Below are 13,784 nucleotides of genomic sequence, written 5' to 3'. Positions count from 1 at the left end.
GCCGTTCACTGATAGACGCTGGCGGTCGATGTGGCCGTCGGAGTCTCTTCGAAGACGCGATCGAGAGGCCGGAATTCCGAAAAGTCCCAGTGCCGTCCGGGCGCCGCCAGCATCAGCGAGCGCGTGTAGGGATGTTCCGGCGAGCCCAGTACGCGCTCGGCCGGTCCATATTCCACGACCACGCCTTTCTGCATCACCATCACCTCGTCACAGATCTGGGCGGCGACACGTAGATCGTGGGTAATGAACAGCACGGCGATGCCGAGCCGTCGCTGAAGCTCGTCGAGCAGCTCGAGCACCTGGGCCTGGACCGAGACATCCAGCGCCGAGACCGCTTCGTCGGCGACCAGCACGTCGGGCTCCATCGCCAGCGCCCGCGCAATGGCGATACGCTGGCGCTGTCCACCGGAGAACTGATGGGGATAGCGATCCAGCGCATCCTTCGGCAACCCCACCAGCGCCAGCAGTTCGGCGGCTTTCGCCAGCGCCTCTTCCCGAGACGTACCGTAATTGACCGGACCTTCTACCAGACTGGTGGCGATCTTCAGCCGCGGGTTGAGCGAGCGGAAGGGATCCTGAAAGATCATCTGGATACGCTTGCGATGGGGCTTCAGCGCTGCTCTCCCCAGGCTGGCAATATCCTTGCCCATGACCCGCACGCCGCCACCGGTCGGTTCGATCATGCGCATCACGCAGCGGGCGACGGTAGACTTGCCGGAGCCGCTCTCACCGACGATGCCCAGCGTCCGCCCGCGCGTCAGCGCGAAGTTGATGTCGCTGGCCGCCGGCGTCTGCAATGCCGCCTTACCGGTCCAGCGCGCCCAGGCCGAACGTTCGCCATAACGTTTCTCGAGTTCGATCGCCTCCAGCACGATTTCGCGGTCGGTCACGGCGCGTGCCGCTCTCGGCCGCAGACTCGGCACCGCCGTCAGCAGTTGGCGGGTGTACTCCGTCTTGGGCCAGCGCAGCAGATCCTCGATCGGCTGCGTCTCTACCACTTCACCGTCACGCATCACGCAGACACGATCTGCAATGTCGGCCACCACCCCCATGTCGTGCGTGATGAACAGCACGGAGGTGCCATGGCGCTTCTGCAGTTCCTTGATCAACTTGAGGATCTGCTTCTGCGTGGTGACATCCAGCGCGGTGGTGGGTTCGTCGGCAATCAACAGCTTGGGCTCGAGGATCAACGCCATCGCGATCATGATTCGCTGGCGCTGGCCGCCCGAGAGCTGATGCGGCCAGCTGGCGTAGACGCGCGCGATGTCCGGCAGCTGGACCTGGTCGAGCATCTCCAGCACGCGGTCCTGGCGCTGCTTCGAAGAGAGCCCCTTCTGGTGCATGATCAGCACCTCTTCGATCTGCTCGCCGACCCGCATCAGCGGATTGAGCGCGGTCATCGGCTCCTGGAAGATCATCGACATGCGACTGGCGCGAAGGTCTCGCAGCCGCCCCCTCGAAGCCTCGAGCAGGGAATCCCCCTCCAGGTCGATACGTCCCCCGGTTGCCTTGAGAATGCCCTTGGGCAAAAGCCCCATGACCGCCAGCGAGGTGACCGACTTGCCGGATCCGGATTCGCCGACCAGGCAGAGCGTTTCGCCCGCGGCAATCGTGAAGTCGATGCCCTTGAGGATCGGCTTGGTCGGCGTTGATTGCGGCGCGACCCTCAGCCCCTCGATAATCAGCACCGGGTCCGGCACCCGCACGGGATGGATGGCGTCATGGGTCATTGCGCACCTCCACGTTTCTGCAATCGGGGATCGAGGCGGTCACGGGCGGCGTCGCCGAGCAGATTGATCGACAGTATGCAGATCGACAGCATGATGCCCGGCCAGAAAATCAGCGATGGCTTGATCAGGAAGTAGGTTCGGCCCTCCGCCATGATATTGCCCCAGGTCGGCGTCTCGGTACCGAGGCCAGCGCCCAGGAAGGAGAGAATGGCCTCGGTCAGAATTGCCGAGGCACAGATATAAGTGCTCATCACGATCAGCGGCGCCAGCGTGTTGGGCATCAGATGGCGCCACATGATGGTGAAAAGACTGCTGCCCAGCGCCACGGCTGCCTCGACGTAAGGCTCTTCCCGCGCGGACAGCACCACCGAACGGACCAGGCGCACGATCCGAGGAATTTCGGGGATGGTGATCGCCGCCATGACCGTCCACAGATTGGCACTGATCAGGGAGACGATGGCGATGGCCAGCAGTACGCTGGGAATCGCCATCAAACCATCCATGACGCGCATGATCACCGCGTCGAGACCGCGAAAGAAGCCGGCAAGAATACCCAGCGGCAGGCCGATGACAACGCTGATCAGGGCACTGCCGATCCCCACGGTCAGCGAGACTCGAGCCCCGTAGAGCACTCGTGACAGCAGGTCTCGACCGTAGGCGTCGGTTCCCAGCCAGTAGGTGTCGTCAGCCGGCTTCAGGCGGTTTGCCGGCGACATGTTGAGCGGATCGTGAGGCGCCAGCCAGGGTGCCAGGATGGCCACGACGACGATCAGGGTCAGACAGATCGCGGCCAGGATGACGGTCCATCCGGGGCGTCGACGTGGCCACAATCGCAGTCGCCGTCGGGGTGGCATGGCCTCGGAGCGCTCAGCGGCAACGGATTCGGGCGTTGATAGACTCATTGGTAACGAATCCTCGGGTCGAGCAGCGCATAGGAGAGATCGATAGCGAGATTGATCAGCACGTAGACCCCGCTGGTGACCAGAATCAAGCCCTGAATGACGGGATAATCGCGGGAGAGAATGGCATCGACGGTCAGACGACCGAGTCCGGGAATGTTGAATACGCTCTCGGTCACGACCACACCGGTGATCATCAGCGCGAAGCCGGTACCGATCACCTCGAGTATCGGCACGCCGGCGTTGCGCAGCGCGTGCTTGAACAGGACCCGTTTCTCGCTGGCGCCCTTGGCGTGCGCGGTGCGGATGTAGTCTTCACCCAGCACGTCGAGCATGCTGGCGCGGGTCATGCGCGCAATCAGCGCAATATAGATCGTCGACAGCATCAGCGCCGGGAGAATCGCATGCTGGATGAAAGGTCCGAAGCCATCCTGGGAAATTCGCTTGAAGCCCTGCACCGGCAACCAGCCGAGGTCGATGGCAAAGATCTTGATCAGGATGTAGCCGATCACGAACACCGGTACCGAGAACCCCAGCACCGACATCGACATGATGGCGTTATCGATCAGGCTGCCGTGTTTCCAGGCCGCGATGACGCCCATCGGCACTGCCACGACTACCGACAGCGCGATGCTCAATAGGGCCAGGCTGACGGTCGGCTCGAGACGCTGCGCCATCAATTGCGTCACCGGAAGATTCGACATCAACGACGTGCCGAAATCGCCGCGCAACAGCTCGCCGGACCAGTGGAAAAACTGAATATAGATGGGCTGATTCAGCCCCAGGGTTTCGCGGATGCGATCCAGTTGCTCCGGCGTGGCCATATCGCCGGCAATGATCGCGGCGGGGTCACCCGGCGAGAGTCGCAGCAGCAGAAAGACGAACAGCGCAACCACTACCATCACCGGTACTGCCGCCAATGTCCGACGCAGACAGTAGCTGAACATGAGCGTACTCCGTTGCAGTTCACAGCAGGAACGGGACGCGACGACAGCCGCGCCCCTCCTCGATCACTCGGACTTGGTGATGTTCCAGAACACCGGCACCGGCGAATGCAGAATGCCGGAGAGATCGTTATTCCAGGCTGCGGGGATCGAGTACTCGCCCAGCGGGATATAGGTCACCTGTTCGAAGGCATGCTGCTGAATGCGCTCGGCAATCGCCTTGCGGTCATCGTCACTGGTGGCCTTGGCGAACTCGTTGCGCATCGACTCGAGTTCGGCGTCGTCCGGCCAGCCGAACCAGCCGCCGTCCTTACCGCGGCCGTTGAGCATCGGGTTGACCAGCGGATTCCATACCTCGGGGATATACCAGTTGGTAAAGAACATGTTCCAGCCGCCTTCCGACGGTGGCTGCTGGCTGGCGCGGCGCGTCACCAGCGTCTGCCAGTCCATCGGCTGCAGATCGACAGTGAACCCGGCCTGGCGCAGCAACTGCGCGGCGATCACCGGCTGCGGGCTGACCGTGGGCGCATCGGTCGGCTGCATCATCACGACAGGCGTACCGTCGTAGCCAGCCTCCTCCAGCAGCTTCTTGGCCGCCTCGGTCCCGCCACCGGTCGCCAGCGAATCCGGCGCGCCGGCATCCGTCGCCAGCGGCGTCTGACAGCCATACATCGAGTCACAGGTGGAATAGAACTCCGGATTGCCGACCAGCGAAGCCAGGACATCTTCCTGATCCATGGCCATCAGAGCCGCTTGCCGGATCTTGGGATCGTCGAAAGGAGGGTAGAGGAAATTGAAGCGACCGATGGTCTGGCTACCCAGCTCGTTGATCTTCTCGATAGTCAGGTCAGGATTGGCCTGCAGCACTGGCAGCAGATCGACGGAGGGCGATTCGAGAAAGTCGATCTCGCCGGAGTTGAGGGCATTGAGCGCGGTCTGCGCGTCACTCATGTTGATCCATTCGACTCGATCGACGTTGACCACCTTGCCGCCGGCGGTCCAGCTGGCCGGCTCCTTACGTGGCACGTAGTCTTCGAATTTCTCATAGACGACCCGGTTACCGGGATCGTACTCGTCGGCGACAAAAGTGAAGGGGCCTGAGCCGATTTGATCCTCGACCGTCAGCGTTTCGTCGGGCGATTTGCTGGCGATACGCTCCGGCATCACGAATAGCGGCACCGATGAAGGCTTCGCCATCAGCTCGAGGACATAGGCGAATGGCGATGATAGCGTCAGCGTCATGTTGCGGGCATCCGTCGCTTCGACGCTTTCGACATGATCCATCAGCATCTGACCGCCGCCATCGCGAGCAGTCCAGCGTTTGAACGACGCCACCACGTCCTTGGCGGTCACTTCTCCCCCATCGTGCCACGACAGTCCATCGCGCAGGGTGAAGGTGTAGGTCATGCCATCGTCGGAAACCGACCATTCCGCCATCTGCGGTTGCGGCTGAAATTTATCGTCCATGCCCAGCAGCGTGTCCCAGATCATGTAGCCATGGTCGCGGGTGATGTGAGCGGTCGTGGTGATCGGGTCGAGTACGCGCAGTCCGGAGTGCATGACCGCGCGAAGGGTATTGGCCTCGGCCGGCGCAGCGGCAAGCGATGAAATCGCGCCGCAAGTGGAGAGGAATGCCACCATTGTCATACCGACCAGTAGACGGCGGCGTGCAACGGAAAAACGACGCGAGAAAGGAGTCGCCATGAGAAACCTCGTTGTCGATCTTATGGTTGTCGTTAACGATAAGGACGGACGCGATTGTTATTGTTCCTGCCGTTGGCAGGACCGCCCGGCCCATGTCGCTCTTCCCCGAGAGTAGATCCCGCAGTGAAGAAAACAATACTTTCGTCGACAGGTTAGTGTTGCTTAAAAAGCAACATCCGAAGCATTCTTGGAACTCCTTCTATTCGGACGCGCCCCGTGGCCCATGACAAAGAACCGTTCCCGGCCCACCTGAACAGCCGCTGGCTTCACTATTTCTCGCAGGCGCTCGACGCCGGCTCGATCCGCACCGCTTCGGACCGCCTCGATGTCGAACCCTCCGTCATCAGTCGCCAGATTCGACAGCTCGAGCAGGCGCTCGGCATGACGCTGGTAGAACGCCATGGTCGCGGCGTGCGCGCCACCGAAGCTGGCGGCATTCTGCTCGACTTCTATCGAGAGCGAGATGTCGCCGAGCAGACGCTGCTCGGACAGCTAGCCGAACTGGATGGGCTGCAACGCGGTCATATCAGTCTGGCGATCAGCGAGGGGTACAGCGACCGCTTGATGAGTGGTGTGATGAACGATTTCTGCGCTCGTCATCCACAACTGACCGTCGAAATGAACCTGGCCAACGTCAACGACGTGGTGCGTCAGGTCTACGAGGGCCAGGCCCATATCGGCATCGCCTATGCGCCCAGGCTGACTCCCGGTATCGAGTCGGTCGTCTCAGTCCATCAGCCGCTCTGCGCTATCGTTCACCCGAGACATCCGCTGACTCGACTGCCCCAACCGCTCGCACTGGATGCCACCCTCGAATGGCCGCTGGGTCTGGTGGGTCATGGTTATGGTATCCGGCAGTTGATCGACGCCGCGGCAGTCATCAGCAAGCGTCATTTCCATGCCAGCCTGGTCAGCAACTCACTGGCTACGCTGAAGCAGTACGTGAGTTCCGGCGACGGCGTGACCTTCATCGGCCGCGTGGCTCTGCTGCACGAGCTGCGGCGCGGCCAACTGGTCGCGCTGGAGATCGATCATCCGGTCTTTCAAGAAGCAGAAGCGCACGTCATCGTGCGTCGTCAGCGTCCGCTATCGCCGGCCGCCAAGCAGCTGCTGAGGGAGATCGTCGACCTCTGGCCATTCGGTGAACGCGAGCGGGTCGATTGGTAGGCGCGGTTCAACACCGCGGCGTGGGAAACGCCATGACCTCGGCGATCGAATCTTTCATCAACGCCAGCTGAATCAGGCGATCGACGCCGAGTGCCACGCCGCTGGCGGGCGGCATGCCGGATTCGAGCGCTGCCACCAAACGATGATCGATATCGACCGTTGGCTTGCCAAGCGCCTGGCGCTGGCGGTTGTCATCGGCGAAGCGCACGGCCTGCTCCGCGGCATCGGTCAACTCGTCGTACCCGTTGGCGAGCTCGATGCCGTGAAGATAGATCTCGAATCGCGAGGCCACTTCCGCGCCGTCCTCCGGATCTCGATGCTTACGCGCCAGCGCCGCCTGGCTGGCCGGATAGTCGACGACGACATCGATCCCCTCTCGGCCCAGCAGCGGCTCAATAGCGAAGCTCATCAGCAGGTCGAGACAGCCGTCACGATCGGCGTCGGTCATAGACAACCCGCCGATCTCGGCACCACGCTGGCGCAAGATCGCGAGCGACGTGGTGAACGGATCGACATCGAGCGTCTCGCGGAAAAGATCACGGTAGCGCCGCTGACGCAGCGGGCCCGGGTCGATCGGCAGTACGTGGCGAATCAGCGCCTCGCACTCGTCGATCAGCCCCGCCAGCGACAGACCCGGGCGATACCACTCGAGCATGGTGAACTCGATGTTATGGCGCCGCCCGACCTCGCCGTCGCGAAAACTGCGCGCCAGCTGGAAGATCGGACCGCTGCCGACGGCCAGCAGCCGCTTCATGTGGAATTCGGGAGACGTCTGCAGCCACAGGCGTTCATGGCCATCCGGCGTGATCGCTTCGAGCGCCAGCGAGTCGAGATGCGGATCGGTGCTGCCGCCATGACCGAGAATCGGCGTTTCCACTTCCAGCACGTCCCGCGCCGCGAAGAACGCCCGGATTTTCGCCATCAGCTGCGCCCGCGCGCGCAGCGTCTCGATCGTGGCCGTGGGCTGCCAGTCATCGGCGCCGCGAATATCCGTCACAGGTGGTAGACCTGACTGCGGCCACCGTCGATCAGAATATCGGTGGCGTTGATGAAACGGGCTTCGTCACTGGCCAGGAATAGCGCCGTATTGGCGACTTCGTCGGCTTCGCCCAGCCGTTTGCAGGGCAGCAGCTCGACCTGGCGCTGACGCTCCTGCTCGTCGCACTGCGCCAGCCAGGCCTCGGCGGCGGGCGTGCGGATCAGCCCCGGCGAGATCGAGTTGACCCGAATTCCGCGATCCGCGTACTCGATCCCCAGCGACCGGGTCAGCCCGATCAGTCCGTGCTTGGCAACGGGATACGGAAAGGCACCGGGAACGATCTTGTGGCCGTGAACCGAAGCGATATTGACGATATGGCCGTATCGCGCCGCCAGCATGCCCGGCAACAGTGCCTGAATCATGTGCCAGGCGCCCTCCAGATTGATCGCCAGGCAGCGCCGCCAGGTTTCCCGATCGAGTTCGAGCGGATCGCCGAAGACGTTGACGCCGGCGGCGTTGACCAGGATATCGATGCGCCCCGTCGTCGAGAGTGCCTGCTCGACGCCGGCAGCAATGCTGTCGACATCGGCGACGTCGGCCTCGACCCCCACACAGCGCGAGGCAAAGCGGGCAGCGAGCCTTGTCGATTCGCGCTCGAGAGCAACCGTATCGCGATCCAGCACGACGACATCGGCCCCTTCGGCGAGAAACCGTTCCGCCGTTGCCAGGCCGATACCGCTGGCACCGCCGGTGATCAACGCCTTGCGCCCCGCTAGTCTGGCCATCTCATGTCTCCTCACCCACTGTCCGGCGCTATTCGGCAAACACTCTGGCAAGCATAATGCGATCGGCGAACGGCAGTCGATGTCCCGCCGGCCAGCCAGAGGTCGCCCTAACGACGAAAGCCACGCGCAGGCGTGGCTTTCGAAGGATCAATATCAAGTTTCTTCCGCGAACGCCGTGTGCTCTCCGAGCGCTCGCAGGAAGAACTTTTCAAGCTCGGGAGACGTACTCGCCGCTGCGCGTATCGATCTTGAGAATTTCGCCCTGGTTGATAAACAGCGGCACGCGCACCGTCGCCCCCGAGGAGAGTTTCGCCGGCTTGGAACCACCCTGGGCGGTGTCGCCCTTGAGGCCGGGGTCGGTCTCGACCACTTCGAGCTCGAGGAAGTTGGGCGGAGAGACGGCAATCGCGTTATCGTTCCACAGCGTCACGGTGTAGACCGCCTGTTCCTTGAGCCACTTCTCGACGTCGCCAATGGCTTTCTTGTCGACCGCATACTGCTCGAAAGAGCCGTCGGTCTTCATGAAGTGCCACATGTCGCCATCGGAGTAGACATACTCCATGTCCAGATCCATGACGTCGGCGCCTTCCAGCGATTCGCCGGATTTGAACGTGCGCTCCCAGACCCGCCCGGTGTTCAGGTTGCGCAGCTTGACGCGACTGAAAGCCTGGCCTTTACCCGGCTTGACGAATTCGTTCTCGAGAATGTTGCACGGGTCGCCATCCAGCATCACCTTCAGGCCGCCCTTGAATTCGTTGGTAGAATAGTTCGCCATGATTCCTCACAAATGAACGATCGCGGGCCATCCGCGACGACAAATCCCAATTCCGCGCTATGCCCTGCGGCATGCGCTCTGATTTTAAGTGGTCAGCATGATAACCCGAACCCCGATCGCTGTGCATTGCGAAGAGGTCGTACACACGGCGCCCGTATCCGACACCCCGGCTGGCGACTGGCAGCAACAGCTGCGTGATGTCGTTCGCGATCCCGTGGCGCTATGTCAGCACCTGGCCCTGGACCCCAACTGGGTATTGGGCGCACGGACGGGCCACGAACTGTTCCCCGTGCGGGTACCGCAGGCCTATCTCTCCCGAATACGTCGTGGCGACCCCGATGATCCGCTGCTGCGCCAGGTACTGCCGCTGGACGTCGAAAGCGATGCCGTGCAGGGCTTCGTCGATGACCCGCTGGAAGAGCGCGATCACACTCCCAAGCCGGCCTTGATCCACAAGTATCCCGGCCGGGCGTTGCTGATCGCCAGCCCGACCTGCGCCATCAACTGCCGTTACTGTTTTCGCCGGCATTTCCCTTACGCCGACAACGCGCCCTCGATGCGCGAGTGGGAGCAGACGCTCGATTACCTGCGCGAGGATGCCTCGATCCTGGAAGCGATCCTTTCCGGCGGCGATCCACTCGCCTCCCCGGACCGTCGCCTGGCGACGCTGGTCGAGCGGCTGGATGCGATCCCGCACCTCAAGCGGCTGCGCATCCACACCCGCCTGCCGGTGGTGATTCCCGACCGGGTCGACGATGCGCTGCTCGACTGGTTGCGCAAGACTCGACTGCAGACCGTGATGGTGCTGCATATCAATCACGCTCAGGAGATCGACGAAGCCGTCATCGCCGCCTGCGCCCGGCTCAAGGCCGCCGGTGTCACTCTGCTCAATCAGAGTGTGCTCCTGCGCAGGGTCAACGATGATGTCGACACGCTGGCTGCACTCTCGGAGCGCCTATTCGAGGCCGGCATCCTGCCCTACTACCTGCATGTGCTCGATCCGGTATCGGGAGCGGCTCACTTCGACGTGCCCGATCACGAGGCCCGTCAGTTGATAGAAGCGCTACGCCAGCGTCTCGCCGGTTTCCTGATGCCGCGCCTGGTACGCGAAGTACCCGGTGAGCTGAGCAAGACACCGCTATGAGGAACTCAACCCGGTTCCGTCACGAGGAGAGATGTCGATAGTCTCGCCAGCCGCGCAGGGTCAGATAGGCGAGCGGCCCGGCAGAGCCAAAGCAGAAGGTGATGACGTAAAACACCAGTAGATAGCCGATACCGTGGCCGCGTCGGCGTGCGTCGAAGAACATCCATACCGCGATCATGATCAACGCCAGGTAGACATCGAACACTACCATTGCGGTCGTTGGACGACTCATCAAGCCGCTGGCGAATTGGCCCAGCGTCTGGTCGCTGGTGGTGATCGCGAAGATCGTGTATCCCATGAACACGATCAGCGTCATCAGAGGTACGAGAAAACGCAACATCGGCAACATCCTGTGTGGCAGTCCGTTTGACAGGCTTTATAAGAACTCAGGATAGCGGCAGCGTCACCTGAACGCTCAGGCCACTGGCGGCCGGCAAGGAAGTCTCGTCCAGACGGATATCTCCCCCGAGCCGCTCGGCCAACTCCTGAACGATCGACAGCCCGAGCCCCGATCCGCTGGTGCGCTGCCCGGCCAGGCGCACGAAGCGTTCGAACACGCGCTCCCGCTCGGCGACCGGGATGCCCGGCCCGCTGTCGGCAATCTCGATATGCAATCGCATCTCGGCCTGCCACATTCGCAGGCGCACCACGCCGCCCTCCGGCGTATAGCGCACGGCGTTGTCGAGCAGGTTGCGCAGCAGCACGTAGAGCCCGTTCTCGTAACTGAGCACACTCAGAGCCCCGGGGATGTCCTGAGTGAATCGAATCGCCCGGCTCTCGATCAGCGGCTGAATGTCGCGCTGCAGTTCTCGCCCCAGTCGCGTCAGATCGATCCTCTGGCGATTCAGGCCCCCCTCGCTCTCCAGTCGCGATAGCGTCAACAGCTGTTCGACCACGCGAGTCATCCGATCGACGCCGTAGATGATCGAGCGAGCACCGCGTTGAGCGCGCTCCTCGACGGTATCGTTCAGCAGGTTCTGGGCGTGCACCTTGATGGCGGCCAGCGGCGTGCGCAGCTCGTGCGCGGCATTGGCGGTGAAGCGCCGCTCCTTTTCCAGCGTCTCGGCCAGCCGACCGAACAACCCGTTGAGTGCGCTGACCATGCCGCGGATCTCTTCCGGCACTTGGCTGCCATCGATGGGCTCGAGAAAGCTCGGTTGGCGCGCCGTGATCTGGCGGCTGACGCGCAGCAGCGGCAAGAACCCGCGCGCGATGGCGAAGGGGATCAGCAGAGCGATCAACAGCACCCCGATGACCGGCGGCATCAGATTGCGCAGCGCGATCTGCCAGGTCAGTTCGTCGCGCACGTCATCCCGTTGGGCGGCGCTGGCCCAGACACCGTGGACCTCATCGTAGAGCGTGAAAGTGCGCCAGTCGTGACCGCCACCTTCGGCATGCGCATATCCCGGCGCGGGTATCAGCGTGTCTAGCAGCCCGGGGGCTTTCATGCCCAGCAGCGCATGGCCGTCGGTGTCCCAGATCTGGAACCCCAGTTTTTTCTCGTACGGATGGCCCAGCGGCGTCGGCGCATCGGTGGCGCTGTCAGGCACCAGGACCGGTTGCAGTTGAAGATCGCGGATCATCTGCTGAGGCTCGCGGCCGCCATCGCCACGATACTCGAAGTAGAGCGCCACCATCGTTCGCGTGGTCTGCGCCAGCTCGGCGTCGAACAGCTCGTTGATCTGATCGCGGGTGTCGTGATAGCTCCAGAGTGCCGCGATCGAGGTGATCAGCGTCACCGAAATCAGCAGAACACGGCGAAGATAGCGACGAATCGAGATCAATCCGTCGCTCCCAGCCGGTAGCCGACGTTACGCACGGTCGCCACCACATCGCTGCCGAACTTCCGTCGCAGGTGATGAACGTGAACCTCGATGACGTTACTTTCGACCTCGGCATCCCAGCCGTAAAGCACCTCGACCAGTTGATCCCGGGTGAAGACCTGGCCGGGATGTGTCATCAGGTAGGCCAGCAGGTCGTGCTCGCGGCGCCCAAGCGCGACCACAGCGTGATCGAAGCGTATCTCATGGGCTGCCGGGTCCAGCGTCAGGCGACCACAGTTTACCGTGGGTGAAGCACGCCCCGCGCTTCGACGTACCAACGCCCGCAGCCTCGCCAGCAGTTCGCCATTGTCGAACGGCTTGATCAGATAGTCGTCGGCGCCACTGTCGAGCCCGCGAATTCGGTTGACGACATCGTCCCTGGCGGTCAGTACCAGTACGGGAATCTGACTGCGGGACTCCCGCAGCTGTTTCAGCACCTCGAAACCGTCGATATCCGGCAGTCCCAGGTCCAGTATCAATGCGTCGAAAGTGGAGTCGTCGAGCGCTTCGCAGACCCCGCGACCCTCCATCAGCCACTCCGGCACCATCTGTTCACGCCGCAGTACATCGACGACCCCCTCTCCCAACAACGGGTCGTCTTCAACTAGCATTACCCTCATGGCATTCTCTCTTACTGTCGCCATCGTTTTCGTACGGTCGCCAGCGTGGGCGAAACTGGAATTTCGAAGTCATTGATATCGTTCAGACCACTCGATCGCCGATTCATTGCACTATCCATTCCACTGTCCCAGTCCACTGCCCCGGGCCAGCACCCGTACCCTTTCAATACCACGCCACGCTTCCAGCACCGTGCACGCTTCCAGTACCACGCACTCTTTCGGTACCACGCATTCTTCGATCTGGGCCCCTCACTACCATGGCGGCATGCAATGATCCCGGCCGGTGGCGATACCGTAGCCGTCGCGGCATTTCTGCCATGGCATCGTCATGGATTCGTCCGACAATCGGCAACAGACCCGGCGGCGAGTGTAAGCCGATTTTAAGATTAGGCTGTCATAGTGAGTGTTCCGAACGGGACGAGCTAAGTCGACGCTTTGGAAACCAACAGGATTTCATCATGCTCGAACTACCCACTCTATCACTCGTGATCATCGTCCAGGACGCCATGCACCGCGTCGGCAACGTTGTCGACGAGGCTTCCCAGGCGCTACGTCATGCGACGAGTCTCGAATTCATCGTCATCGATGCCGGCTCGGGCGAGAGCGATGACAGAAACAACCGTGGCATCCTGAGGCAACTAGCGGACACCGATAGCCGGATCCGGCTCTATCGTCAGCCGGCCACCCTTGGCGCGGACGCCGCCCTGTGGCAAGCCGGCAGCCTGGCACGCGGAGAGTGGATCGTCACGCTCGATGCTCACGGCAGAGATGATCCGCACGATATTCCCGACATGCTCTGCGAGGCCCGGCATCAGGGGCTAACCTTGGTCGAAGGGATTCCTCTCGACCCGCGCTGCCGGTGGAGAAAGCCGCTGTTTCGCGTGGCGAGAATCCTCGGTATCGAGCTGGCCGACAGCGAACGCTGTGGCCTTCGCCTGATTCAGCGCGAGGTGCTGACCTCTCTGCCATCGGTGGAAAGCCTGCACCGTTTCCTGCCGTTGCTGATTCGCCGCAGCGGCGGTCGTATCGGCAGCTACCGCGTCAATCGGCGTCAGGTGTCGTCGATGCCGCGGTCTTCACACTGGTCGATGCCCGCGCGAGTGGCGGGATACGCTAGGGACTGGATGGGCATGTGGTGGCTTTCCCGACGCTGGCACGCCCAGCGCACGCCGGGCAAACCCCGGGTTCGTGTTTACGCGCGCTGAGGGCAATGG

The 13,784-nt window shown here is 62.4% G+C and carries 13 protein-coding genes; 3 read left to right on the top strand and 10 right to left on the bottom strand.

Annotated elements, in window-relative coordinates:
- Window positions 1–5: 5 nt before the first annotated feature.
- The 4 genes from ACUN9V_RS08695 to ACUN9V_RS08680 all read right to left on the bottom strand — a co-directional run bounded on the left by ACUN9V_RS08695 (window position 6) and on the right by ACUN9V_RS08680 (window position 5,277).
- A complete protein-coding gene (locus tag ACUN9V_RS08695) occupies window positions 6–1,730 on the bottom strand; it encodes an ABC transporter ATP-binding protein (protein ID WP_445511109.1) in 1,725 nt (574 codons plus the stop codon).
- Entirely contained in the window at window positions 1,727–2,632 is a 906-nt protein-coding gene (locus ACUN9V_RS08690; protein ID WP_445511108.1) for an ABC transporter permease, read from the bottom strand. The genes ACUN9V_RS08695 and ACUN9V_RS08690 overlap by 4 nt, the downstream gene beginning before the upstream one ends.
- On the bottom strand, window positions 2,629–3,576 hold the full coding sequence (locus ACUN9V_RS08685; protein ID WP_075563882.1) for an ABC transporter permease: 948 nt from the start codon (window positions 3,574–3,576) through the stop codon (window positions 2,629–2,631). The genes ACUN9V_RS08690 and ACUN9V_RS08685 overlap by 4 nt, the downstream gene beginning before the upstream one ends.
- 63 nt (window positions 3,577–3,639) lie before the next feature.
- Window positions 3,640–5,277 (bottom strand): ABC transporter substrate-binding protein, encoded by a 1,638-nt coding sequence (locus ACUN9V_RS08680; protein ID WP_210403274.1) that lies wholly within the window; start codon window positions 5,275–5,277, stop codon window positions 3,640–3,642.
- Between the two features lie 216 nt (window positions 5,278–5,493).
- On the opposite strand from ACUN9V_RS08680, the gene ACUN9V_RS08675 reads away from it, so the two are divergent.
- Window positions 5,494–6,444 carry a LysR family transcriptional regulator gene (locus ACUN9V_RS08675; protein WP_445511107.1) on the top strand — a complete coding sequence of 317 codons (951 nt, stop codon included), beginning with the start codon at window positions 5,494–5,496 and terminating at the stop codon, window positions 6,442–6,444.
- Between the two features lie 7 nt (window positions 6,445–6,451).
- On the opposite strand, the gene epmA is transcribed toward ACUN9V_RS08675, so the two are convergent.
- From epmA to efp, 3 genes are all read right to left on the bottom strand, one after another.
- Window positions 6,452–7,441, bottom strand: a complete 990-nt coding sequence (epmA, locus tag ACUN9V_RS08670) for an EF-P lysine aminoacylase EpmA (RefSeq protein ID WP_281492066.1) — start codon at window positions 7,439–7,441, stop codon at window positions 6,452–6,454.
- The gene (locus tag ACUN9V_RS08665; RefSeq protein WP_445511106.1) at window positions 7,438–8,208 is read right to left on the bottom strand and encodes an SDR family oxidoreductase; all 771 of its coding nucleotides are present in this window, start codon (window positions 8,206–8,208) and stop codon (window positions 7,438–7,440) included. The genes epmA and ACUN9V_RS08665 overlap by 4 nt, the downstream gene beginning before the upstream one ends.
- Window positions 8,209–8,416: 208 nt before the next feature.
- Window positions 8,417–8,983 (bottom strand): elongation factor P, encoded by a 567-nt coding sequence (efp, locus tag ACUN9V_RS08660; protein ID WP_075563880.1) that lies wholly within the window; start codon window positions 8,981–8,983, stop codon window positions 8,417–8,419.
- Window positions 8,984–9,080: 97 nt separating this feature from the next.
- Here efp and epmB point away from each other — a divergent pair, with 97 nt between their 5' ends.
- Entirely contained in the window at window positions 9,081–10,127 is a 1,047-nt protein-coding gene (gene epmB, locus ACUN9V_RS08655) for an EF-P beta-lysylation protein EpmB (RefSeq protein ID WP_075563888.1), read from the top strand.
- Between the two features lie 19 nt (window positions 10,128–10,146).
- Here the strand turns inward: epmB and ACUN9V_RS08650 are convergent, their stop codons facing one another.
- From ACUN9V_RS08650 to ACUN9V_RS08640, 3 genes are read right to left on the bottom strand one after another with little or no spacing between them, the layout of a single operon-like run.
- On the bottom strand, window positions 10,147–10,467 hold the full coding sequence (locus ACUN9V_RS08650) for a DUF2834 domain-containing protein (RefSeq protein WP_075563879.1): 321 nt from the start codon (window positions 10,465–10,467) through the stop codon (window positions 10,147–10,149).
- Window positions 10,468–10,513: 46 nt separating this feature from the next.
- Window positions 10,514–11,911 (bottom strand): ATP-binding protein, encoded by a 1,398-nt coding sequence (locus ACUN9V_RS08645; protein ID WP_445511105.1) that lies wholly within the window; start codon window positions 11,909–11,911, stop codon window positions 10,514–10,516.
- The gene (locus tag ACUN9V_RS08640; RefSeq protein ID WP_445511104.1) at window positions 11,908–12,570 is read right to left on the bottom strand and encodes a response regulator transcription factor; all 663 of its coding nucleotides are present in this window, start codon (window positions 12,568–12,570) and stop codon (window positions 11,908–11,910) included. The genes ACUN9V_RS08645 and ACUN9V_RS08640 overlap by 4 nt, the downstream gene beginning before the upstream one ends.
- Before the next feature lie 458 nt (window positions 12,571–13,028).
- Between ACUN9V_RS08640 and ACUN9V_RS08635 the strand changes: the two genes are divergently transcribed.
- Complete coding sequence (locus tag ACUN9V_RS08635) at window positions 13,029–13,775, top strand: glycosyltransferase (RefSeq protein WP_445511103.1); 747 nt, start codon at window positions 13,029–13,031, stop codon at window positions 13,773–13,775.
- The last annotated feature ends 9 nt before the right edge of the window (window positions 13,776–13,784 follow it).

Source organism: Salinicola sp. V024 (genome assembly GCF_052645315.1).
The sequence above is the reverse complement of the archived record's forward strand: the minus strand, read 5'-3'. Positions and strand labels throughout refer to the sequence as shown.